Below are 22489 nucleotides of genomic sequence, written 5' to 3' on the forward strand. Positions count from 1 at the left end.
GTAAGACAATGCTTGAAAAATTAAAAGAAGAAGTATATAAAGCCAATATGGATCTTCCGAAATACGGACTGGTTACTTTTACCTGGGGAAATGTCAGTGGTATTGACCGTGAAAAGGGGCTGTTCGTTATCAAACCGAGTGGTGTGGATTATGATAAACTCAGACCGGAAGATATGGTAGTTGTGGATCTTGAGGGAAATAAAGTTGAAGGGGAATACAATCCGTCTTCTGACACTGCAACACATGTCGTTCTTTATAATGCCTTCCCGAATATCGGAGGAATCGTGCATACACATTCTCCGTGGGCAACAAGCTGGGCACAGGCAGGAAGATCTATTCCATGCTATGGAACAACTCATGCAGATTATATTTATGGTGAAGTTCCGTGCGTACGTAATCTGACAAAAGAAGAGATTGATGAAGCTTATGAGAAGAATACAGGTGTTCTGATCGCGGAGTATTTCAAGAACAGTGATTATGAGGCTGTTCCGGCAGTGCTTTGCAAGAATCATGGACCTTTTACCTGGGGCAAGGACGCTCACGAGGCGGTACACAATGCAGTGGTTCTCGAAGAAGTAGCAAAAATGGCATGCCGTTGTGAGACGATCAATCCACAGGTGAAACCGGCACCTCAGGAATTACAGGACAAGCATTACTATCGTAAACATGGTGCAAATGCTTATTATGGACAGATTAAGAAATAAATAAAACAAATGAGCTGGTGTAAATTGATATACCAGCTCATTTGTTTTTGAAGCTTTAAAAAATACTCAATGATCCTTTCCGGTAAATACTGCAACCGTTCGAGGACGAAGGATAAAAGTACTGTCAATACGAGGATCCTGACCATCCGGGTAGCAGTAACGTCCGTTCTCATCTCCATAGGTATTGACGCTTAAGTGCCATGCACCGTGTCCCTGAAGATTTGGCAGGGTGATGGTTACGTCCTCCCAGTAGGTATTGACTGCGATGTAGACAAGATCATCTTTTCCTTTATTCTTGTCATAACCTGTAAAGCTGACACAGAAGGTACGTGCATCTCTTGGAATATCCACTTCTTCTGCATTGAGGTTATAAGTGTGGATAGGATCCATGCCACAGACAGAATCCGGGAGTTTTTTGTGGATAACAGTGTGCTGTTTACGGAAGGCAATCATAAATTTGAAGAATTCAAAGAGATCACGGTTCTTTTCGAGCATGCGCCAGTCGAGCCAGGAGATCCTGCTGTCCTGACAGTAACTGTTGTTGTTTCCGAATTTTGTATTTCCGAATTCATCACCTGAGAGGAACATAGGAGTTCCGCGGCTGCACATCAGGACAGCGCAGGCATTACGGATCATACGGTAGCGAAGGGAAAGCACCTCAGGATCATCGGTTTCACCCTCAGCACCGCAGTTCCAGCTGCGGTTGTCGTTGGCACCGTCTGCATTGTCCCATCCGTTTGCTTCATTGTGTTTGTTGTTGTAGGCGTAAAGGTCATAAAGAGTAAATCCGTCGTGACAGGTCAGGAAGTTGACACAGGAATTATATCCTGCATAGTTGCTTTTGTTATTTTCATAAAAACCGCCATAGAGGTCACCGGATCCGGATATACTCCAGGCAGCGTCCCATGCCTGCCAGCAGTCACCTTTGAGAAAACCTCTGAGAGAATCACGGTAGCGTCCGTTCCATTCGGCCCAGCGTCCGCTGGCCGGGAAGCTGCCGACCTGATAAAGACCGCCGGCGTCCCATGCCTCTGCGATCAGCTTGACATTGCTTAAAATCGGATCATCAGCGAGGGTACGCAGAAGAGGAGGGTTGTTCATCGGAGAACCATCCTCGTTTCGTCCGAGAATGCTGGCGAGATCAAAACGGAAACCGTCAACACGGTAACTGATGGTCCAGTAGCGCAGGCATTCCAGGATCAGCTGTTGAACGACAGGATGGTTACAGTTCAGAGTGTTTCCGCAGCCACTGAAGTTGTAGTAATTTCCGTCAGGAGTCAGCATATAGTAAATGTTGTTGTCGAATCCCTTGAAGCTGAAGGAAGGTCCCTTTTCATTTCCCTCTGCAGTGTGGTTAAATACAACATCCAGGATAACTTCGATGCCATTTGCATGAAGTTCGCGGATCAGAGTCTTGAGCTCTGTTCCCTCGCGGTTGTGTTCATTGGCAGAAGAATAGCTGCTGTTCGGTGCGAAGAAACTGACCGTATTATACCCCCAGCATTCCAGAAGCTGTGTTCCGTTTACAGTTCTTGCATTCATGGTTTCATCGAACTCAAAAATAGGCATCAGTTCTACTGCGTTGATTCCGAGTTCTTTGAGGTAGGGGATTTTTTCCATAAGCCCGGCAAAGGTTCCTCTGTGCTGTACACCGGAGGACGGATGGTGAGTAAAATCTCTTACATGAAGTTCATAGATGATCAGGTCACAGAGTTCTTTTTTGGACTGAGGGACATCACCCCAGTCAAAGGTATCCTTTACAACTCGTGCATGGTAGGTGTGATCCCAGCGGATTCCCCAGGTTCGCTGACCGGCAACGGCTCTGGCGTAAGGATCCAGAAGGATGTTGTTCTTGTCAAAAAGGAGTCCCTTTTCTGGACAGTAAGGACCGTCCACGCGGTAGGCATACTCGAATTCTTCGATATTAAGTCCGTAGACGATCATGGAATAGACATCTCCGATCTTGTAGGCCTCCGGGAAAGGAAGAACCGCAAAGGGTTCCTCCTGGGCCCGATGGAAGAGAAGAAGCTCACAGGAAGTTCCGCCGCAGGTATGGATGGTAAAGTTTACACCATTCTGCAGAGGGGAAGCTCCATTCAGGTCAAAAATACCCGGACGGACCGGAAAACCTGCAATTTCAGCCATAGGTGTAGATTCAAGTGGATGGTCGGATATAAATTTCTGGTGATAAGATTTCATAAATGTTTTCTCCGTTCATTATAGTGTATAAAAGACAGACAGTCAGAGCCTCATTCCTGGAAAAGAACCTCACATTTCTGAATGATCTTTTGATTTCTTTTTTCGTAATCGACATGAAGAGGCTGTATTTCACCCGCAGCGTACATTTCCATGCCCTGAAGAATTCCTTCTTCACTGTCAGGCAAAAGTGTACCGCCATATTCTTTGAGGAAGGATCTGGCTCCGTTGACATCGCAGGCTGCGACCGGAAGGCCGAGTACATCTGCCTCTGGAACAACAAGTACTTGTCCTTCATAGAAGGAAGAGAGGATAAAAAAGTCACATCGACTCAGAACCGGCATCGGATTACTCATGGATTTCAGAAGTACGATATGTTTCCCGGAATCCAGACTTCTGGCAAGGCGGCGAAGACTTTCGTACAGATCACCCATTCCGCCGATGATGATCAGCCATGTCTTTGGATGAGTATGCCAGAACTGATCAAAAGCACGGATCAGTCTCTCCTGCCCCTTTTCGGGTGCGTATCGTCCGATATTGATGAATTTTGTATCGGAACAGTCCAGAATCTTCTGAAGCTTTCGAAGAGAAGCGTTGGATCTGGTTTCCGGATCAAAAGTCAGTGGAAGCTGTGCACGGGAACGGATATCCTCGATATCCATATAGTTTTCGATCACCTGCACATTGTCTGTCCGGCCGCCGATACGCTCCACAGCAGGACGGATATCTTCGCCGACAGGAACAACATGGTCGTAGGTGGCATATGCATGCTTCAGAAGAGGCAGGCTTGGATTTCCCTTGGCCTGGATTTCCCGTTCCATATCATTATGGACCCAGATGGTTCTGATACAGGGGGCCTGCTCAAACAGTGCGATCATATAGTTTTCGTAACCGTCGTAGTGAACGACCTGATCGAAGGCGGCTGATCTGAAATGTTTCTGCCATTCCCGGCGGTAGGCTTTCTGAAGACGCTTCTGTACGCCAAAGGAGGTAATTCCCCATTTGAGATACAGAATCTGGGCTATTCCGGTGAGAACATCGAGGTTCATTTCTGTGGCGAGAGGATAGTAGTGATATCCTTCAGGCATTCCGTTCAGACGCTCCGGATGTTCCTTGAGAGATGGTGAACGGTAGGAAATATAATAATCACAGGCATCTGTATCGAGGTGCCGGAGCATACTGAAATATGCAGTCGTGATTCCGTTGGGCTTGAGGCTTCCGGCATAGAGAAGAACTTTTTTCTTCGTCGTCACCGGCATCCTGTGTTCCTGACACAGATATTTGCCGAGAAGTACATGGCGGCAGATATTTCGGGCTGCCTGCTGTCGATCAAAGCTACAGTACTTATCAAGGAATTCTCTGTCAGCACTGCCGCCCGGATTTCGAAGCTCCGCAAGGAGTGCCTCTGGTGTCTTGACGATCGGGAATGGATAAGAACGGATGTCTTCATACATTCCCCGGTGCCCCATATAGTCTTCCAGATCATAGGCAAAAAGAATGATCTTGCGGCCTGTATTTGCAAAATCGTACATGACACTGGAATAATCTGTGATCAGTACATCACAGGCATTCAGTACATCATAGGTATCAAGCTCTGATGGAAAAGGACGGATATGATGGTAACTGTCAAGGTCGAGCCCCTTCTGAACAAGAGGATGCAGCTTGAGCAGAAGAATCTGGTTATCCTGCATACCCTGATCCAGAACTTCAAGATAACGGCGTACCTGCTCAACATAAGTATCACCCTCCACATCATCAGTATGTCCGCGGAAGGTCGGCATATAAACACTGAGCTGGCAGTCCTGGTATCCGAGAGTTTCCTTAAGTAGTTTTCCATGCTCCTGATCAAAGAAAACAGAGTTTCGCGGATAGCCCTCATGCAGAACAGTTCCCTGATAAAGTTCGGTCAGATTGAACGCTCCTGACATTTTTTCTTCCATATATAGATTAGGAAAAACAAGGTAGTCAGACATCAGGAGATTGCGCATGATATTTCCCATATCATAACGTTCTTCTTCATTGTCCTGCCCCATTCGTTTAAGCGGAGTCCCATGCCAGACATTCAGATAAATCTGTCCCTTTTTCTTAATATAGCGTCCGGGGAAGGTGGTATCGTTGATGAGATATCCGGCTTTTGCCAGATGATAGTAGTAATCCGGCGTACTCATATGGACGATCTTGTCCACAGAAATATGATAGTGAGCGAGCTTCTTTTCAATCTGTTCCCTGGAATTCTTCTGAACAGCCAGGACTTTTTTGAATCTGCGGTATTCCGGACGGGAAAGCTCTGTCAGAATGGCCAGAATATTGCTTTCCAGGGAAATTCCGCTTCTGGACGCAAGAAGAATCTCGCGTCGGTCGATTGGCACTTTTTCATAAAAGGTGTTATAAAAAGGATACCAGGTGCCGCTTTTGAGTTTTCGTATCACTTTATTTTTGAATGAATTCGTTGAATTTGTCATAATATCATCCTGTAGAAATTTTTTATAGCTTATATTCTAGCACAAATAAAGAATTCTGAACAGGGAGGGAATATTAACACGTTTATTCCATCTATTTTGTCGCAATTGTTTACAGAAACAGTATATAATATCGAAAAATCAGCTCAAAAATAGAAAAATCAGCGAAAAAAAGTATCAAAAAGACTCATAAATAAAGGAAAAGATAATATTTATGCTTAACATACAAAGCATAAATCGCGAAATGTTATTGCTTTTTTCATGGAATTATATTATAATCTTTCTTGTAAAAAGAATTTACCCTTCAAAAATTTTTTTTACATAACCCCTTATTTAATTATTTATACTCCCCTGGAAATCCCTGGCAGCTCCCCTGCCGGGGATTTCCTTTTTCTTTATCAATGAAAATTTATAAATCCTGTATAATTTCTGTCGCAAAGAGAAATAATAGCTGATGTAATAAAAAAACGGCTGTCGAATCCGGCAGTCACAAGATTACACCAGGAGGAATATTAAAATGGCAAAAAATTATGAAAATCAGAACAAAACAGGCAACTACAGTACTGACAAAACAACTTCCAGAAATGCGGTAGACAGCCAGAACTGCGGTAAAAACAGTTCTGCAAATTCTTCAAAAAACACATCCCGCAACAAAGCATCCAGTGCATACAACAGAGAACAGGACGATTACTCCGACAAAAAATAATATAAAACAGAATTTCAGGCAACTCTTTTCCCTTCTGAAAGCAGAAGACAGGCTTCGCGAAACTGCGAAGCCTGTTTTCATATAAAACGCAGATGGTTGCAGGAACAGAATTCCTACATATGATAAAGAAAAAGGAAAGTTTGCCATGTCGCCTATCAAAACCATTTCTGCAAAGATGCTCGATTATTTTGTCGGGCAGCCGGATGCGTGGATCATAGATTTAAGAGAACACAGTGTTTATGAGCGAAGTCACATAAAGGGAGCAGTCAATGTACCATATGAGGAACTGGAAGGTGGATATGCATTTCCAAAGGATAAGTTCCTTGTTTTTTACTGCGACAGAGGAGGTGCAAGTATGGCAGCTGCCAGAGAGTTTGCCCGAAGAGGGTATAAAACAAGCTCTGTGACAGGCGGATTTGCAGCATACAGAGGAAGAAATATTGATGTTTCGTAACAATTCAGAATGTAGTATTCCGTAACTATTCCGTAACCCTCTGACTGAATATGAACGGATTCGGTCAGAGGTGACTCGAAAACACGCTTTTTTGTGCAATATAAACCAAAATCAATCAATAATTCTGTGAAATAGTTTGATTGACTTTGATTGATTCTGACGTTATACTAAAGCCACAAATGAGAAAGAGGAACGGGAGGGAGCAGAGAATGATCTGTACAGTAACTTTTAATCCGTCTCTGGACTATATCGTATCTGTGGAGGATTTTAAACTGGGTCTGACCAACAGGACAAGTTCAGAACTGATGCTTCCGGGCGGAAAGGGAATCAACGTTTCTACAGTCCTGATGAATCTTGGGATTGGAAATACCGCACTTGGATTTACAGCCGGCTTTGTGGGCGATGAGATTATCCGAAGATTACAGGAAATGGGAGTAAAGTCAGATTTCATTCAGATCGGAGACGGAGTTTCCAGAATCAATGTAAAGCTGAAATCCATTGACGGGACAGAGATCAACGGTGCAGGACCGGTGATCGGGAAAGAAAAAGTAGAACAACTGATGGAGAAGCTGGATACACTGGGAGAGGGCGATGTGCTTTTCCTGGCGGGAAGTATTCCATCCTCCATGCCGGATGATATGTATGAACAGATTATGGCAAGACTGGACGGAAAGGGTGTAATGATCGTAGTAGATGCAACGAAAGATCTTCTGGTCAACGTCCTTAAGTATCATCCGTTTTTGGTAAAGCCAAACAATCATGAGCTGGGCGAGATCTTCGGCGTAGAATTAAAGACAAGAGAAGATGTGATCCCGTACGGAAAGAAGCTTCAGGAAAAGGGTGCAAGAAATGTGCTGATCTCCATGGCAGGAGAAGGAGCCGTCCTGGTTTCTGAAGATGGACAGGTGTTCGAGGAACCGGCTCCGAAGGGAACTCTGGTAAATGGAGTGGGTGCAGGAGATTCCATGGTAGCGGGTTTTGTAGCTGGCTGGATGGAGAAAAAGAACTATGAACATGCATTCCATATGGGAATTGCAGCAGGAAGTGCAAGTGCTTTTTCAGAGAATCTTGCGACAAGGAAAGAAATTGAAGAAGTTTACCGCCAGGTAACGCAAAGATAAAAGGAGGAGAAAGGGATGAGGATCACAGATCTGCTTGACAGACGGAGCGTGTCATTGACTGCGGCTCCGAAAGGCAAATCGGAAGCTTTGGATATGGCTGTTGATCTCATGGTAAAGAGTGAGAAGATCAGCGACCGTGAAGCTTACCGCAAACAGGTATACTTACGTGAAGAAGAAAGCACTACAGGAATCGGAGAGGGAATTGCCATTCCTCATGGAAAATGTGATGCAGTTAAGAAACCGGGACTTGCTGCAATGGTCATCAAAAATGGTGTGGAATTTGAAGCACTGGATGATGAGCCGGTAACATTACTGTTTCTGATCGCAGCACCAAATACAGAGGATAACATTCATCTGGATGTACTCAGTAAACTTTCGGTGATGCTGATGGATGAAGAATTTACAGAATCCCTCAGAAATGCTTCTTCCGTAGATGAGTTTATGGACATCATTGATAAGGCTGACAGTGAGAAGAAAGATATTGATGAGAGACTTGCAGATACAGGTTCGGCAGAGGGAACACAGGCAAAGATCCTTGCGGTTACTTCCTGTCCGACGGGTATCGCACATACCTATATGGCAGCAGAGGGAATCGAGAAAGCTGCCAAAGCAAAGAACTGTTTCGTCAAGATCGAGACAAGAGGTTCCGGTGGAGCCAAGAATGTACTGACAGACAGTGAGATTGCAGAGGCAGACTGCATTATCGTAGCTGCAGATGCACAGGTGCCGATGGATCGTTTCGATGGAAAGAAAGTCATTGAATGCCAGGTATCTGACGGAATCAGCAAAGCAGATCAGCTGATCGAGAGAGCACTGAATGGTGATGCTCCAATCTACCATGTATCAGCAGCTTCCTCATCTTCAGCGGCTGCAAAATCCGGCGGCAGTGCAGGACATAAGATTTATACGCAGCTGATGAATGGTGTATCTCATATGCTTCCACTGGTTGTCGGCGGTGGTATTCTGATTGCGATCGCCTTCCTGATCGATGGGCTGAGCATAGATCTTAATTCCCTTCCGGCAGATCAGAGAGCAAACTTTGGTACGATCACACCGGCAGCAGCACTGCTTAAAGGAATCGGCGGCACCGCATTTGGCTTTATGCTTCCAATCCTGGCAGGATTTATTGCCATGGCAATCGGTGACAGGCCGGCACTTGCACTTGGTCTGGTAGGTGGAATGATGGCAGCCAGCGGTAAATCAGGTTTCCTTGGTGCCCTGCTTGCAGGTTTTGCAGCAGGATATCTGATCCTCGCTCTTAGAAAAGTATGCGAAAAGCTTCCGGAAGCACTGGAAAAAATCGCTCCGGTTTTTATTTATCCGGTAGTGGGAATCCTGCTTATGGGCTTACTGATGACCTTCATTGTAGAGCCGATCATGGGCGGTATCAATACGGGGCTTAACAACGCCTTGACAGGTATGGGAAGTTCAAGTAAAGTAGTATTAGGTATTGTATTAGGCGGAATGATGGCAATTGATATGGGCGGCCCGTTCAACAAGGCAGCCTATGTATTTGGTACAGCCGCTATTGCAGCAGGCAACTATGATATTATGGCAGCAGTTATGATCGGCGGTATGACACCTCCGTGTGCGATCGCTCTTGCAACCCTGCTGTTTAAGGATAAGTTCACAAAAGAGGAGAGAGAGGCAGGTCCTACAAACTTTATCATGGGTCTTGCGTTTATCACGGAAGGTGCGATTCCGTTTGCAGCATCAGATCCTCTGCATGTACTTCCTTCCTGTATCATCGGATCAGCAGTGGCCGGTGCGATGTCCATGGCATTCAACTGTACTCTGATGGCACCTCACGGTGGAATCTTTGTATTCCCGGTAGTAGGAAATGCAGTTATGTATCTGGCAGCACTTGTTGTCGGAACCGTAGTTTCAGCAGTTTTACTTGGTATATTAAAGAAAAAAGTAGCATAAATACTCTGTCGGTCATGACAGAAACGATATGATCAAAATAAAAAAATGGAGGATATAGAAATGAAAGAATTTAAGTATGTAGTTACAGACAACGAAGGAATCCATGCTCGTCCGGCAGGAGAACTTGTAAAGCTTGTCAAAGGATTTGAATCTACTGTATCTATCGAAAAAGACGGCAAAAAAGTAGACTGCAGAAAACTCCTTGCACTGATGGGACTTGGAGTTAAGAAAGGCCATGAAATTACCTTTACCTTTGAGGGAGCAGATGAAGAGGCTGCATATGAGGCAGTAAGCAAATTCATGCAGGAAAATCTGTAATTACAGGTAACTATTCAAAAGGTAATATCCCGCGAGAGTACTGAACAGTTACAATCACAGAAAGAATGAATATCAGACTTTTGAAACAGGAGATGATGCAGTCATCTCCTGTTTCTGTTATAATAAAAATACAAAAGTAATTGGGGGCAAACTATGCTTACAGAACAAAGATATGAAATTATTCTGAAACTTCTGGAGGAAAAGAGGAGCATCACTGTCACAGAATTAAAAGATATCCTCGATACATCTGAGTCCACCGTGCGGAGAGACATCACAGCTCTTGACAAGGCCGGAAGACTGACCAAAGTATTTGGCGGGGCAGTAGTGCTGGAGCGCAAAGTAACGGCATATGAACCGACTGTAGCCCAGAAATCAGAACTGAACAAAAAGGAAAAAGAGAAAATCGCAGAATATGCGGCCAGCCTGATAAAGGCAGATGATTTTGTTTACCTGGATGCAGGAACGACTACAGGGCTGATTCTGGATTATCTGGAGGGAACCAAGGCTTCCTTTGTGACGAATGCGGTCTCTCATGCACAGAGACTGGCCAAGATGGGGATTCATGTTTTTCTGATCGGAGGAGAACTTAAGAGTTCCACAGAGGCGGTTGTCGGGAGTCAGGCCATCAAAATGCTTTCGATGTATCATTTTACCAAAGGATTTTTTGGAACGAACGGGATCACAAAGAGAGAAGGCTTTACCACACCGGATACAAATGAGGCACTTGTGAAGGAAAAGGCAGTCAGACAGTGCAGGGATGCGTATGTTCTTGCAGACTGCTCCAAGTTTGGACAGGTCAGCTCGGTGACATTCGAAGAATTTGCACATATGCACATTCTGACAGAGAAGATTCCGGAAGAGTATCAGGAATGCGGAAATGTTTTGAAAGTGGAATAAAAGAATGATATACTGAAAAAAAATGGATAGGAGAAATTATTATGAAATACATGTTTGCATCAGATGTACATGGTTCAGCATTTTTCTGCCGGAAAATGCTGGAGGCATACAGAGAAGAAAAAGCAGAAAGACTGGTACTGCTGGGAGATCTGCTCTATCATGGACCAAGAAACGATCTTCCGAAGGAATATGCGCCGAAGGAAGTGATCGCAATGCTCAATGAGATGAAGAATGATATTTATGCAGTGCGGGGAAACTGTGAGGCAGAAGTGGACCAGATGGTCTTAAACTTTCCGGTAATGGCAGATTATTGCATTCTGGCAATTGACGGACTGACTTTCTACGCCACACATGGACATGTCTATAATGAAAATAATCTTCCGCCTTTCCGGGAGGGAGATATCCTTATTCACGGACATACACATGTTCTCAAGGCAGAGCAGAGGGATGGATATATTCTTCTGAATCCGGGATCTGTATCGATTCCGAAGGAAGGAAATCCACCGACCTACGCGGTGCTGGAGGACAAAGTATTTACAATTAAAGATTTTGATGGAAATATCATCAAGGAAATGAGGCTTGCATGAAATATATGGAACTGATCGCACCCTGTCATTTTGGAATGGAAGCGGTTCTGAAGCGTGAGATCCTGGATCTTGGTTATGAGATCAGAAAAGTAGAGGATGGAAAGGTTACTTTTCTGGCAGATGCGGATGGGATCGCACAGGCAAATATGTTCCTTCGTACTACGGAGCGTATTCTTCTCAAGACAGGAGAATTCAAGGCGGTAACTTTTGATGAATTGTTTGAAAAGACAAAGGCAATTCCGTGGGAAGACTATATTCCGAAGGATGGAAAATTCTGGGTGGCAAAGGCAAACTCCGTAAAGAGTGCCTTGTTCAGCCCGTCGGATATTCAGTCGATCATGAAGAAAGCGATCGTAGAACGACTCAAAAGTGTTTATGGAATCTCCTGGTTTCCGGAGGACGGAGCAAGTTTCCCGATCCGTGTCGCTTTTATGAAGGATGTGGCAACGATTGGAATTGATACTTCCGGTGTTTCTCTTCATAAGAGGGGATATCGTCAGATGACAGTTAAGGCTCCGATCACAGAGACTCTGGCCTCTGCATTGATCATGCTGACTCCGTGGAACAAAGAGAGAATTCTGGTCGATCCTTTCTGTGGAAGTGGAACCTTCCCGATCGAGGCGGCAATGATGGCTGCGGACATGGCACCGGGAATGAACCGTTCTTTCCTTGCGGAGGACTGGAAGCATCTTGTTCCGCGTAAATGTTGGTACGATGCCCTGGAAGAGGCTCAGGACCGCGTAAATCTTGATATTGAGACAGATATTCAGGGTTATGATATTGACCCGGAGGCACTCAAGGCAGCACGTTCCAATGCAAAGATGGCAGGAGTGGACAAGCTGATTCATTTTCAGCAGAGAGCAGTCAAAGATCTGAGCCATCCGAAGCCATATGGATTCATTATCACAAATCCACCGTACGGTGAGCGTCTGGAAGAAAAAGAAGCACTTCCGGCACTGTACCGTGAGATTGGAGAAAGCTTCCGTCGTCTGGATAAATGGTCCATGTATCTGATCACATCTTATGATCATACAGAAAACGATATTGGAAAAAAAGCAGACAAAAACCGCAAGATCTATAATGGTATGCTGAAGACTTATTACTATCAGTTCCTTGGTCCGAAGCCGCCAAAGAGGAGGAAAGACTGATGAAAAAAGTAATTTTTGCTACAGGAAATGAGGGAAAAATGAAAGAGATCCGTGAAATTCTCGGAGATCTTGATATTGAACTTCTTTCTTTAAAGGATGCCGGAATTCATGCTGACATTGTAGAAGATGGAAAGACATTCGAGGAAAATGCACAGATCAAGGCAAAGGCAATCTGTGATCTGACAGGAGAGATCGTTCTTGCAGATGATTCAGGACTTGAGATCGATCATCTGAACAAAGAGCCTGGAATTTACTCTGCCCGCTACATGGGAGAGGATACTTCCTATCATATCAAAAACGCAAAGCTGATCGAACGTCTTGAGGGGGTTCCGGATGAAGAGAGAACGGCAAGATTTGTCTGTGCCATTGCAGCTGCCTTTCCGGATGGAAACATCAGAACTGTGAGAGAAGCGATGGAAGGAAGAATCGGATACGAAGAAAGAGGAGAGAATGGTTTTGGCTATGATCCAATCTTTTATCTTCCGGAATATGGCTGTACTTCGGCAGAACTCTCCATGGAAGAGAAAAATAAGATCAGCCACAGAGGGAAGGCTCTGCGTGCTATTAAGGACGTACTTCGATGAAAATCCTTGTAGTCAGTGACAGCCATGGCAGAGATGAAAATCTGGAACAGGCGGTTATGCAGGAAACACCGTTTGATATGCTGATCCACTGTGGGGATGTAGAGGGCAGAGAGATTTTTATAGAAGCATTTATAGAATGTCCCTGCCATATTGTCTCCGGAAACAATGATTTCTTCTCAGACCTTCCAAGAGAAGAGATCATAGAGGTGGGAAACAACAGGATTTTTGTCACTCATGGGCACTATTATGGTGTCTCCATGGATGTTTCAGGAGTCGTAGATGAGGCCAGGGACCGCGGATGTAATATTGCTCTTTTTGGACATACTCACAAGCCGTTTCTGGAGGATATAGACGGTATTCTGACCCTTAATCCGGGAAGTCTTACCTATCCCAGACAAAGGGGCAAAAGACCAAGCTACGCTGTCCTGGAGATGGATGAGAAGGGTAAAATGACAGCGGAAATCAGATATCTGTGAAAATCAGGTTGACACTACACAATAAAAAAGTTACTCTTAAGTTGAGGAAATAAAAGAGGTGGTGGAAATAATATTCAGAAAGTATGGAAAGGAGAATATATGAAAAAATTGAAAAAATTAATGGCGGTATTACTGGCAGTAATGCTTGTATTAGCTGTACAGGTTCCGGTAAGTGCGTATGCCCCATCCAAACCGCGGGTGACATATTGCGGATATTCCGGCAATGGCAAATTAAGGGTACAGTGGAAAACACAGAGTGATGCGGACGGCTATCTGATCAAATATTATGATTTGGTAACCGGAGCTGTCAAGAAAGTATATATTGATGAGAATTATGCAAGCGAGTATTCCGAAGTTTATTATACAATAAACAGAGATGGAAACAAGGTAAACCGTGTACTGGTAAGTGCATATTTTTATGATTATAATGGAAACAGAGCGTTCAGTACAGCAACTCAGAAATATGTATGTTCATCAAGAAATGTATCTGCGGGCAATAGTTCCGGCAGAAATATGACAATCAGATGGAAAAAGCTTTATGGAGCCAATGGATACAGACTGTATAGGTCAAAATCAAAAAATTCAGGATATTCCCTCTACAAGACATTGTCAGGAGGTGCGACATCCTGTAAACTTACAGGATTATCAGGGTATACTTATTTTAAACTGATTCCTTACAGAAATGTAAATGGAGGAAAATGGAATCTTCCGATCAGTGCATTTTATACTCATACATATTATTATTATTAATGTCTGAAGTCCGGTGCAGCGAATAATAAGTCAGTGTTATAGCTGTTGCACTGGTAATCCACCACTAAAAAATGGTTTGTATAAGTCTGAAGAAGAACTTATACAAACCATTTTCTTTCGTGTGCGGATAACAGGACTTGAACCTGCACGTCACAAAACACCAGAACCTAAATCTGGCGCGTCTGCCAATTCCGCCATATCCGCAGAAGAGTAATAAAAAACACTATCATATGAGTGATAGTGTTCCAAATGAGACATCGGGGATTCGAACCCCGGACAACTTGATTAAAAGTCAAGTGCTCTACCAACTGAGCTAATATCCCATAGTATTAGACTGGGCTAGCTGGATTCGAACCAGCGAATGCAGCAGTCAAAGTGCTGTGCCTTACCGCTTGGCGATAGCCCAAAGGCGAAAGGGTGGATACAGGGATTCGAACCCTGGGCCTCCAGAGCCACAATCTGGCGCGCTAACCAACTGCGCTATACCCACCACAGCGTGCCTGAAGGGATTCGAACCCCCGACCCACGGCTTAGAAGGCCGTTGCTCTATCCAGCTGAGCTACAGACACATTTCTCTGCTTCGCTTACAGAGAAGCGGGTGATGGGAATCGAACCCACGTATCCAGCTTGGAAGGCTGGTGTTCTACCATTGAACTACACCCGCAATTCGCTGAAACGGTAAAAGTTGTTTACAGCATCGGGGTGACAGGATTCGAACCTGCGGCCTCCTGGTCCCAAACCAGGCGCTCTAGCCAAGCTGAGCCACACCCCGCTAACGGTATTTAGTTGTTTGCGCTTCGCTCTGTCGCTCAACGCAAGACATATTATATATTAGGCATATCCAAATGTCAACAACTTTTTTGAAATTTTTTTAAAAAAATTTTCGAAACGCCGCAAAGCCTTATTTTATGCGGGTTTGCGGGCAAAAAAAATTACTTTGATGTCGCTTCTGGTTGGAAAAAATCTATGAAAATGATACAATAAAAATGATTATGCAATACCACGACAGTTGCAGAACAGGACACTCAAATCAGAGGGAGATACAAAATGAACGTACAGGAATTTCAGAACAAATTAAAAGAGATACAGTCTGTTGCCAGAGAAAACGAGAATTCTCTCACGACTGTTCAGATCAGAGATACTTTTGCGGGACTGGAGCTTGATAAGAGTCAGCTCCTTGGAGTACTCAAATATCTGACTTCACAGGGAATTCAGATTGAGGGAATGGAAGAAACGGCTGCAGAAGAGACAAAAGAACCAAAGTATAAGAAGGTTCCGCTGACTCCGGAAGAAGAAGCATATTTTAAGGATTATCTTTCAGAGCTTCCGGAGCTTTCCATAGATACAAAGCAGGCTTTTGCAGGACTTGCAGAGGGAAATCAGGAAGCATTACAGGCTCTTACAGCCCATTATATGAAAGAAACTGCAAGGATGGCAGCGGATATGAATGCCGAGGAGATTTTTCTTGCGGATTTGATCCAGGAGGCCAATTTATCCCTGATTCAGGCACTGGGAGAGGCCGGAACGGAATTAAGAGATGAAAAATGGCTCATGGGAGAGGTAAGAAAAGGTCTTATCAGGGTTCTGGAGGAACAGACCCAGAGAAAATTTGCAGATGACAGCCTGGTGGCCAGAGTAGAAAAACTGGAAAGTGCTGTTCGGGAACTGAATGATGATGAAGATGATAAAAATGCATTCAGTATAGATGAACTTGCGATCATTCTTGACATGAAAGTAGATGAGATCCGAGATGTCCTGCGCCTGACAGGTGATGATAAATAGGAATTGTAAAGAGAATGGCAGCAATCTTAATGATAAAAACAGTTAGTTACTGCTCACTCCGTTCGCAGTAACTTGGTCAAAATGCATTCCAAATCACCTTCGGTGATGGCATTTTGCCCCGTATGTCTCGGGATTTTGTCATATACATGACAAAACACCTCGCGGAATATTACCTGTGAACAGTTACAACAGTTATCTATATAACCGCCATGAGAGTTGAAATATGTCGATTTTTATGATAGGATAGCATAAGTGGGAGGTATTTTTATGCAGATTAGAGAATCAGCGGAGGATTATCTGGAAGCGATTCTGGTTTTATCCAAAAAAGGCGAAGGAGTGCGCTCTGTTGACATTGCATCTATGCTGGGGGTTTCAAAGCCAAGTGTCAGTCATGCAATGAAGTTATTAAGAGAAGATGGCTATATCGCAATGGACCGTTATGGTACAGTTACATTGCTTGAGAAAGGCGCAGAGATTGCACATAGAATTTATGAAAGACATACAGTTCTGACCAGGATGCTTGAGGGACTTGGAGTTACACCTGAGAATGCCAGAGCAGATGCCTGCAAGATGGAGCATGATGTCAGCGATGAAAGCTTTGAAAAGATCAAAGAACATCTGACCGCGAAAGGTGAGAATTTAAAGGATACGAAATAAAAGAAGGTCGTCACAATCAGAGAAATCTGAAAGTGATGACCTTCTTTTTATGAAATACAGGTGTTGCAGGTTGCTTTTTTCTGAGGCAGCTGAGCGAGGATGATCGCACCGAACATCAGCACACAGCCCAGAATCTCGCGTCCGCTCAGACTCTGTCCCAGGATCAGCCATCCGGCGATCACAGAGATACAGGATTCGAGACTGAGGATCAGAGAGGCTACGGTAGGATTCATGTTTTTCTGACCGACGATCTGCAGAGTGTAGGCAACACCGCAGGACAGGACTCCGGCATAGAGGAGCGGGATCTTGGCAGCAAGAATGCCACTGAGATCCGGGCTTTCAAAGAGCAGTGCCGGAATTCCGGAGAGGATGCCGCAGACAAGGAACTGTATGCATGACATTTTTACTCCGTCCACCAGAGGCGAGAAATGATCGATGACCAGAATATGAAGAGAAAAAAGTACCGCACAGATCAGGACGAGCAGTTCGCCCCTTCCGATGGCGAAGCCCTCACCTGGTGTCAGGCAGAGAAGATACAGGCCACACAGGGAAAGGATCACCGCGATCCAGATGAAGGAACTGCATTTTTTCTTCAGAAAGATCCCGAGTATGGGAACAATGATGATGTAACAGGCAGTGATAAAACCGGCTTTTCCAACGGTGGTATATTTGATTCCAAACTGCTGAAAATTGCTTGCAAGGCAGAGCAGAATACCACAGCAGATGCCTCCGGTGAGTAAGGTTTTGCGCTCTGCCGGGGAAGCTTCAGCCTTTGCCCCGGTGGATTTTGTCCTGCCGAGTACCCAGATGACAGGTAAAAGAGTAACAGATCCCATAAGATTTCGAATGGCATTAAAAGTAAATCCTCCGATGTAGTCCATGCTGACACTCTGAGCAACAAAAGCTACACCCCAGATAGTTGCTGTCAGTAAAAGAAGAAGAGAATTTCTGACAGAAATGGTTTCTTTTTTCACAATAAATGTCTCCTCGTGGTTATAAAATATTTTATGGGGCACCTGGATGCCCCATAAATGCTCCTGAATTTACAGGAAAATATATTTCAGAATAAATACAACAGCAAGAACATACATCAGTACACTGATCTTCTTTTCTTTTGCTTTTCCTGTGACTACATTGATGATCACGTAGGAGATAACTCCCATGGAGATACCTTCGGAAATGCTGTACATAAACGGCATTGCGATGATTGCGATAAAGCATGGAACAGCTTCTGTCATATCATCAAAGTCGATCTTTGTAACAGAGGTCAGCATCAGATAACCAACAATGATCAGCGCCGGTGCTGTGGCAAAGGAAGGGATTGCCAGGAAGATCGGTGAGAGAAGAAGAGAGAGTGCAAACAGGATACCTGAGGTCAGGGCGGTAAGACCTGTGCGTCCGCCTTCTGCAACACCGGAAGCACTTTCTACAAAGGTTGTAACGGTAGAGGTTCCACACATGGCACCTACGGTTGTTCCGACAGCGTCAGAGAGCAGTGCCCCTCTGATCTGAGGAAGTTTACCATCTTTATCAAGCATGTCGGCTTTGGAAGCTACGCCGATCAGGGTTCCGAGAGTATCAAACATATCTACAAACAGGAATGCAAACATGATGACTACGAAATCCAGTGAAAATACAATCGAAAAGTCCATCTTCATAAAGGTCGGAGCCATGCTTGGAATGGAGATTCCGTTTGAAAAATCAGGAAGCAGGCTGTAATATCCAAGGTCAGCATTCGGCACATAAAGATGTGTGAGCTGACAGATGATACCGAGGATCCAGGTGATCAGAATACCCCAGAGGATGCCGCCCTTGACATTCTTGGCAAGAAGAATGGCAGTGACCAGGATTCCAATCAGCGCAAGAAGGACTGTGATACCCTGGGAGGAAAATGTTCCATCGGACATGGAAGTCTTAAAGGAAAAGATGCTTACCAGAGTGGAATCATTTCCGATAACGATCTTGGCATTCTGAAGTCCGATGAATGCGATAAACAGTCCGATTCCTACAGATACAGCATGTTTCAGGTTCATCGGGATAGAGTTGAAGATCGCTTCACGTACATTGGTGAGGGAGAGCAGGATGAAGATGATACCTTCAGCAAATACTGCTGAGAGAGCCTGCTGCCAGGTATATCCCATACCAAGGACTACTGTGTAAGTAAAGTATGCGTTCAGACCCATTCCAGGAGCGAGAACGAATGGATAATTGGACAGGAGTGCCATCAGGCAGCTTGCGATGAAAGCGGATAGCGCGGTGGCAGTAAAGACTGAGCCGCGGTCCATGCCGGAAGCGGACAGGATGTTGGGATTTACGGCAAGAATATAAGCCATTGTCATGAACGTAGTGATTCCCGCCATGATTTCAGTTTTGACATCCGTGTGGTTTTCCTTCAGGTGAAAAAGTTTGTCGAGATTCATATAAATACCCCCTTCATACAGTACACAGTCTGTGTACTAAAAGATTTTATTTCCGGAAACATATTTTCCGGTGATGCATCTGTCATCCGAAAGATAGATCAGCCGTTCAAGCCGCTCCCTTGCCGTTAATGGCTGGGGATGGCGCAGAATACTGTCATCCAGGATGAGAGCATCAAACTCATAGTTTTCCATAAAAGTTCCGACGTTTCCAAAGAAAGCCCCACCTCCCATAGTAGCCATATAAAAGGCTTCTTCCAGTGAAAGTGGTTTCAGGGAATCATCCACAAGTCTCCATCGAAGCTTGGATACCTGGATCGCATCAGCGATCGCACGAAGCATAGACAGAGAATGCCCGCCTGCGATGTCTGTACCCAGTCCAATGCGAAGTCCCTCGTCAAGATAGCGCCTTGCAGGGGCGATACCGGAAGAAAGATTGGTGTTGGACTGTGGACAGTGTGCGATAAATACTCCACGTTTTTTCATGAGAGAGATCTCGGCATCTGAACTGTAAACGCAGTGTGCCATGATCGTCGGACAGTTGATACCGCCAAAAAGCCCAAACTGATCATATGCCTCTCCATAAAAAGAAGTATTTGGGCACAGTTCGTGCACCCAGGCAATTTCACTCTGGTTCTCGGAAAGATGGGACTGTACCGGAAGACCATAAGTTTTCTGAAGCTCTGCCAGTGCATGCATAAGCGCATCTGTGCAGGAAGGCGTGAAACGTGGTGTGAGAATCGGTTTTACATTCTCGTATTTTTCAGCAGTGTCATTGATCCAGCGGATTGTATCTTTCGTGGAAACAGCAGCACTTTCTTCCTGAAGTTCAGCAGTTCCGTTGCGATCCATGTTGACCTTGCCGATATAGGTTCTGAGACCTGTGTTTTCCATGAGATCCATCAGAAGTTCAGTGGCTTCCACATGCAGAGTCGCAAATATGCAGGCACGGGTGGTGGAGCTTTTTTGGAGATCTTCGGCAAAGATAGAATAAGCCTTCCTGGCATAGGAAAGATCTCTGTACCGGGCTTCTTCAGGAAAGGTGACCTGATTCAGCCATTCCAGCAGTTCCAGATCCATGTACATACCGTGAAATGCATACTGTGGGGCATGAAGATGAAGATCGTTCATTCCGGGAATGACAAGCTGTTCACCGACATCTCTGACAGGAATTCCGTCAAACTGTGCCGGAAGCTGTGGAAAAACACCGACGGTGCGACCGTTCTGACAGATGACAAAAGCATTTTCAAAGCAGGTCAGTTTCTCTGGTGCTGTACTGAAGCAGACGGCACCTCTGATGGCAAATGTGGTTGGTTTCATATGGGCTACCTCCTTTTTGTCGGGGATTTCCAGACAAAAAAAATACCGAATATTTATGCCCGAAAAGTTCCCCGAAAGAAACTTATAGATGCAACTATTACGGTAGTTGGTAGAAACGTCCAACCAATTATGGACCTATATAAGTTTGATGTTGTGTAACTGTAAAGATGCAGAACAGTTACGGTTTTTGTTTATAAAATTATTATAAATTAGGAAATGTTTTCTGTCAAATACAAAATCATCAGTTTTGCGGGTAATAATATACAAAAAAAACCTATAAAATTCTATATGCAGAATAAAGAAAAAAATTCCGACAGTCTGATCATTCAGACTGCCGGAAAATAAGAAAGAAGATTATTTGTTGTTTTTATTCTGTTCTACTTCCAGTAATTTCATTGCACGAACTTTGAGCGGAAGACCGAACAGGGTGATGAATCCGTCTGCATCGTGGTGATCATACATATCACCGGTTGTGAAGGATGCAAGAGATTCGTTGTACAGGCTGTATGGAGATGTAGTGCCGGCTTTGATGATGTTTCCTTTGTAAAGTTTGAATTTGACTTCACCGGTCACATATTTCTGAGTAGATTCTACAAATGCCTGGATTGCCTCGCGAAGTGGTGTGAACCATTTTCCTTCATATACAACCTGTGCAAACTGGCTTCCAAGTTTCTTCTTGGCTTCCATTGTATCACGGTCAAGAATCAGTTCTTCAAGCTGCTCGTGAGCTGCCATCAGGATAGTTCCACCAGGAGTTTCATATACACCACGGGATTTCATACCGACAACACGGTTTTCTACGATATCGATGATACCGATGCCGTTTTCGCCGCCGAGACGGTTGAGCTCAGTGATAATCTCGGAAACCTTCATGGCCTTTCCGTTGATTGTTTTCGGAACGCCCTCTTCGAAAGTCATGGTGATTTCTGTTTCTTTGTCAGGTGCTTTCTCAGGAGTCACGCTTAAAACAAGCATGTCGTCATAGTTCGGAGCCTGGGAAGGATCCTCAAGTTCCAGACCTTCATGGCTGATGTGCCATAAGTTACGGTCACGGCTGTAGCTGTGGCTTGCATCAAATGGAAGATTGATTCCATGAGCCTGGCAGAATGCAAGCTCGTCATCACGAGACTGCATGGTCCATACATCTGTCATTCTCCATGGAGCAATGATCTTGATATCAGGAGCAAGTGCCTTGATACCCAGTTCAAAACGGATCTGATCGTTACCTTTACCGGTAGCACCGTGGCAGATGGCAACGGCGTTTTCCTTACGTGCGATTTCGACAAGCTTTTTGGCGATAGCAGGACGTGCCATAGAAGTTCCGAGCAGATATTTGTGTTCATATACAGCACCGGCCTGTACACATGGCATGATATAGTTTTCACTGAAATCATCTACGATGTCTTCAATATACAGCTTGGAAGCACCGGAAAGTTTGGCTCTCTCATCCAGGCCATCCAATTCGTTACCCTGTCCGCAGTTTACACAGCAGCAGATAACTTCGTAATCAAATGTTTCTTTCAGCCATGGGATCAGTGCTGTGGTGTCAAGACCGCCTGAGTATGCAAGTACAACTTTTTCTTTCATAATATATTCCTCCTGAAAAATAACGCTTCGCACTTGGCAGATGCGTAAATATTTGTTATGATAAATGATAAAGAATTCTTTGCTTTAGTGTGACTTAGTGGTAAAGCAAAGAAATGGGTTCTGTCGTGCTTTGACAATAGTTAATATACAACAATTGTTATAAATATGCAATAGCAATATGCAAAAAAAATAAAAAAAATTTTTTTGTGGCAAGATAATATTTAAATAGGAAACACATGATAAAATTGGATAAAATCACAAAAATCAGGCATGAAAACCATGAAAATATATATTGCATATTATGCAACGAAGATGTATAATCTATACAACTTACACGAGAGGATTGTATAAAAATACAAAGTCTCAGGCAGTTATGGACAGGAGATAACTGCTGATTAGT

20 protein-coding genes, 7 tRNA genes and 1 riboswitch are annotated in these 22489 nt (G+C 44.3%); of the genes, 14 read left to right on the forward strand and 13 right to left on the reverse strand.

Annotated features, from left to right (window positions below; genetic code table 11):
* Positions 1–8 precede the first annotated feature (8 nt).
* Positions 9–704: an L-ribulose-5-phosphate 4-epimerase gene (locus GT674_RS07580; RefSeq protein WP_161285156.1), complete on the forward strand. Its 696-nt coding sequence runs from the start codon at positions 9–11 to the stop codon at positions 702–704.
* 66 nt (positions 705–770) lie between these two features.
* On the opposite strand, the gene GT674_RS07585 is transcribed toward GT674_RS07580, so the two are convergent.
* Positions 771–2903 carry a glycogen debranching protein gene (locus tag GT674_RS07585; RefSeq protein ID WP_161285157.1) on the reverse strand — a complete coding sequence of 711 codons (2133 nt, stop codon included), beginning with the start codon at positions 2901–2903 and terminating at the stop codon, positions 771–773.
* Positions 2904–2953: 50 nt separating this feature from the next.
* Positions 2954–5362: a CDP-glycerol glycerophosphotransferase family protein gene (locus GT674_RS07590; protein ID WP_161285158.1), complete on the reverse strand. Its 2409-nt coding sequence runs from the start codon at positions 5360–5362 to the stop codon at positions 2954–2956.
* A gap of 514 nt (positions 5363–5876) precedes the next feature.
* Here GT674_RS07590 and GT674_RS07595 point away from each other — a divergent pair.
* The 11 genes from GT674_RS07595 to GT674_RS07645 all read left to right on the forward strand — a co-directional run bounded on the left by GT674_RS07595 (position 5877) and on the right by GT674_RS07645 (position 14326).
* A complete protein-coding gene (locus tag GT674_RS07595) occupies positions 5877–6065 on the forward strand; it encodes a hypothetical protein (RefSeq protein ID WP_161285159.1) in 189 nt (62 codons plus the stop codon).
* A 145-nt stretch (positions 6066–6210) separates the two neighbouring features.
* Positions 6211–6519, forward strand: a complete 309-nt coding sequence (locus GT674_RS07600; RefSeq protein ID WP_161285160.1) for a rhodanese-like domain-containing protein — start codon at positions 6211–6213, stop codon at positions 6517–6519.
* A 209-nt stretch (positions 6520–6728) separates the two neighbouring features.
* Positions 6729–7640 carry a 1-phosphofructokinase gene (gene pfkB / locus GT674_RS07605; protein WP_161285161.1) on the forward strand — a complete coding sequence of 304 codons (912 nt, stop codon included), beginning with the start codon at positions 6729–6731 and terminating at the stop codon, positions 7638–7640.
* 15 nt (positions 7641–7655) lie between these two features.
* Positions 7656–9566 carry a PTS fructose transporter subunit IIABC gene (locus GT674_RS07610; protein ID WP_161285162.1) on the forward strand — a complete coding sequence of 637 codons (1911 nt, stop codon included), beginning with the start codon at positions 7656–7658 and terminating at the stop codon, positions 9564–9566.
* Between the two features lie 60 nt (positions 9567–9626).
* Positions 9627–9884 carry an HPr family phosphocarrier protein gene (locus GT674_RS07615; protein WP_161285163.1) on the forward strand — a complete coding sequence of 86 codons (258 nt, stop codon included), beginning with the start codon at positions 9627–9629 and terminating at the stop codon, positions 9882–9884.
* A 153-nt stretch (positions 9885–10037) separates the two neighbouring features.
* Positions 10038–10781 carry a DeoR/GlpR family DNA-binding transcription regulator gene (locus GT674_RS07620; RefSeq protein WP_161285164.1) on the forward strand — a complete coding sequence of 248 codons (744 nt, stop codon included), beginning with the start codon at positions 10038–10040 and terminating at the stop codon, positions 10779–10781.
* A gap of 41 nt (positions 10782–10822) precedes the next feature.
* A complete protein-coding gene (gene yfcE, locus GT674_RS07625) occupies positions 10823–11368 on the forward strand; it encodes a phosphodiesterase (protein ID WP_161285165.1) in 546 nt (181 codons plus the stop codon).
* Complete coding sequence (locus tag GT674_RS07630) at positions 11365–12516, forward strand: THUMP domain-containing class I SAM-dependent RNA methyltransferase (RefSeq protein WP_161285166.1); 1152 nt, start codon at positions 11365–11367, stop codon at positions 12514–12516. The genes yfcE and GT674_RS07630 overlap by 4 nt, the downstream gene beginning before the upstream one ends.
* A complete protein-coding gene (locus GT674_RS07635; protein ID WP_161285167.1) occupies positions 12516–13100 on the forward strand; it encodes an XTP/dITP diphosphatase in 585 nt (194 codons plus the stop codon). The genes GT674_RS07630 and GT674_RS07635 overlap by 1 nt, the downstream gene beginning before the upstream one ends.
* A complete protein-coding gene (locus GT674_RS07640; RefSeq protein WP_161285168.1) occupies positions 13097–13576 on the forward strand; it encodes a metallophosphoesterase family protein in 480 nt (159 codons plus the stop codon). The genes GT674_RS07635 and GT674_RS07640 overlap by 4 nt, the downstream gene beginning before the upstream one ends.
* A 99-nt stretch (positions 13577–13675) precedes the next feature.
* Complete coding sequence (locus GT674_RS07645; RefSeq protein WP_161285169.1) at positions 13676–14326, forward strand: fibronectin type III domain-containing protein; 651 nt, start codon at positions 13676–13678, stop codon at positions 14324–14326.
* A gap of 122 nt (positions 14327–14448) precedes the next feature.
* On the opposite strand, the gene GT674_RS07650 is transcribed toward GT674_RS07645, so the two are convergent.
* From GT674_RS07650 to GT674_RS07680, 7 genes are all read right to left on the reverse strand, one after another.
* Positions 14449–14530, reverse strand: a tRNA-Leu gene (locus tag GT674_RS07650).
* Between the two features lie 46 nt (positions 14531–14576).
* Positions 14577–14649, reverse strand: a tRNA-Lys gene (locus tag GT674_RS07655).
* Between the two features lie 11 nt (positions 14650–14660).
* Positions 14661–14732: transfer RNA gene (locus tag GT674_RS07660), tRNA-Gln, on the reverse strand.
* A gap of 10 nt (positions 14733–14742) precedes the next feature.
* Positions 14743–14816, reverse strand: a tRNA-His gene (locus GT674_RS07665).
* Between the two features lie 5 nt (positions 14817–14821).
* Positions 14822–14895, reverse strand: a tRNA-Arg gene (locus tag GT674_RS07670).
* 24 nt (positions 14896–14919) lie between these two features.
* Positions 14920–14990, reverse strand: a tRNA-Gly gene (locus GT674_RS07675).
* Positions 14991–15023: 33 nt separating this feature from the next.
* Positions 15024–15098: transfer RNA gene (locus tag GT674_RS07680), tRNA-Pro, on the reverse strand.
* Between the two features lie 275 nt (positions 15099–15373).
* Between GT674_RS07680 and GT674_RS07685 the strand changes: the two genes are divergently transcribed.
* Entirely contained in the window at positions 15374–16108 is a 735-nt protein-coding gene (locus GT674_RS07685) for a hypothetical protein (RefSeq protein WP_161285170.1), read from the forward strand.
* A gap of 267 nt (positions 16109–16375) precedes the next feature.
* On the forward strand, positions 16376–16765 hold the full coding sequence (locus GT674_RS07690) for a metal-dependent transcriptional regulator (protein ID WP_161285171.1): 390 nt from the start codon (positions 16376–16378) through the stop codon (positions 16763–16765).
* 47 nt (positions 16766–16812) lie between these two features.
* Here the strand turns inward: GT674_RS07690 and GT674_RS07695 are convergent, their stop codons facing one another.
* The 4 genes from GT674_RS07695 to GT674_RS07710 form a co-directional block, all read right to left on the reverse strand.
* Positions 16813–17724 (reverse strand): DMT family transporter, encoded by a 912-nt coding sequence (locus GT674_RS07695; RefSeq protein ID WP_161285199.1) that lies wholly within the window; start codon positions 17722–17724, stop codon positions 16813–16815.
* 84 nt (positions 17725–17808) lie between these two features.
* Positions 17809–19185 (reverse strand): NCS2 family permease, encoded by a 1377-nt coding sequence (locus GT674_RS07700; RefSeq protein WP_161285172.1) that lies wholly within the window; start codon positions 19183–19185, stop codon positions 17809–17811.
* Between the two features lie 36 nt (positions 19186–19221).
* Positions 19222–20502, reverse strand: a complete 1281-nt coding sequence (locus GT674_RS07705; RefSeq protein WP_161285173.1) for an amidohydrolase family protein — start codon at positions 20500–20502, stop codon at positions 19222–19224.
* Between the two features lie 65 nt (positions 20503–20567).
* A riboswitch (purine riboswitch) is annotated at positions 20568–20665 on the reverse strand.
* A 191-nt stretch (positions 20666–20856) separates the two neighbouring features.
* Entirely contained in the window at positions 20857–22089 is a 1233-nt protein-coding gene (locus GT674_RS07710) for an argininosuccinate synthase (protein ID WP_161285174.1), read from the reverse strand.
* Between the last annotated feature and the right edge of the window lie 400 nt (positions 22090–22489).

It is taken from the genome of Blautia sp. BIOML-A1 (assembly GCF_009883055.1).
Lineage (GTDB): Bacteria > Bacillota > Clostridia > Lachnospirales > Lachnospiraceae > Blautia_A.

What these genes read in the sequence shown, in the direction of transcription:
- GT674_RS07580 (WP_161285156.1), top strand. Translation starts at nt 9, where the DNA reads ATGCTTGAAAAATTAAAAGAAGAAGTATATAAAGCCAATATGGATCTT.
- GT674_RS07585 (WP_161285157.1), bottom strand. Translation starts at nt 2,903, where the DNA reads ATGAAATCTTATCACCAGAAATTTATATCCGACCATCCACTTGAATCT.
- GT674_RS07590 (WP_161285158.1), bottom strand. Translation starts at nt 5,362, where the DNA reads ATGACAAATTCAACGAATTCATTCAAAAATAAAGTGATACGAAAACTC.
- GT674_RS07595 (WP_161285159.1), top strand. Translation starts at nt 5,877, where the DNA reads ATGGCAAAAAATTATGAAAATCAGAACAAAACAGGCAACTACAGTACT.
- GT674_RS07600 (WP_161285160.1), top strand. Translation starts at nt 6,211, where the DNA reads ATGTCGCCTATCAAAACCATTTCTGCAAAGATGCTCGATTATTTTGTC.
- pfkB (WP_161285161.1), top strand. Translation starts at nt 6,729, where the DNA reads ATGATCTGTACAGTAACTTTTAATCCGTCTCTGGACTATATCGTATCT.
- GT674_RS07610 (WP_161285162.1), top strand. Translation starts at nt 7,656, where the DNA reads ATGAGGATCACAGATCTGCTTGACAGACGGAGCGTGTCATTGACTGCG.
- GT674_RS07615 (WP_161285163.1), top strand. Translation starts at nt 9,627, where the DNA reads ATGAAAGAATTTAAGTATGTAGTTACAGACAACGAAGGAATCCATGCT.
- GT674_RS07620 (WP_161285164.1), top strand. Translation starts at nt 10,038, where the DNA reads ATGCTTACAGAACAAAGATATGAAATTATTCTGAAACTTCTGGAGGAA.
- yfcE (WP_161285165.1), top strand. Translation starts at nt 10,823, where the DNA reads ATGAAATACATGTTTGCATCAGATGTACATGGTTCAGCATTTTTCTGC.
- GT674_RS07630 (WP_161285166.1), top strand. Translation starts at nt 11,365, where the DNA reads ATGAAATATATGGAACTGATCGCACCCTGTCATTTTGGAATGGAAGCG.
- GT674_RS07635 (WP_161285167.1), top strand. Translation starts at nt 12,516, where the DNA reads ATGAAAAAAGTAATTTTTGCTACAGGAAATGAGGGAAAAATGAAAGAG.
- GT674_RS07640 (WP_161285168.1), top strand. Translation starts at nt 13,097, where the DNA reads ATGAAAATCCTTGTAGTCAGTGACAGCCATGGCAGAGATGAAAATCTG.
- GT674_RS07645 (WP_161285169.1), top strand. Translation starts at nt 13,676, where the DNA reads ATGAAAAAATTGAAAAAATTAATGGCGGTATTACTGGCAGTAATGCTT.
- GT674_RS07685 (WP_161285170.1), top strand. Translation starts at nt 15,374, where the DNA reads ATGAACGTACAGGAATTTCAGAACAAATTAAAAGAGATACAGTCTGTT.
- GT674_RS07690 (WP_161285171.1), top strand. Translation starts at nt 16,376, where the DNA reads ATGCAGATTAGAGAATCAGCGGAGGATTATCTGGAAGCGATTCTGGTT.
- GT674_RS07700 (WP_161285172.1), bottom strand. Translation starts at nt 19,185, where the DNA reads ATGAATCTCGACAAACTTTTTCACCTGAAGGAAAACCACACGGATGTC.
- GT674_RS07705 (WP_161285173.1), bottom strand. Translation starts at nt 20,502, where the DNA reads ATGAAACCAACCACATTTGCCATCAGAGGTGCCGTCTGCTTCAGTACA.
- GT674_RS07710 (WP_161285174.1), bottom strand. Translation starts at nt 22,089, where the DNA reads ATGAAAGAAAAAGTTGTACTTGCATACTCAGGCGGTCTTGACACCACA.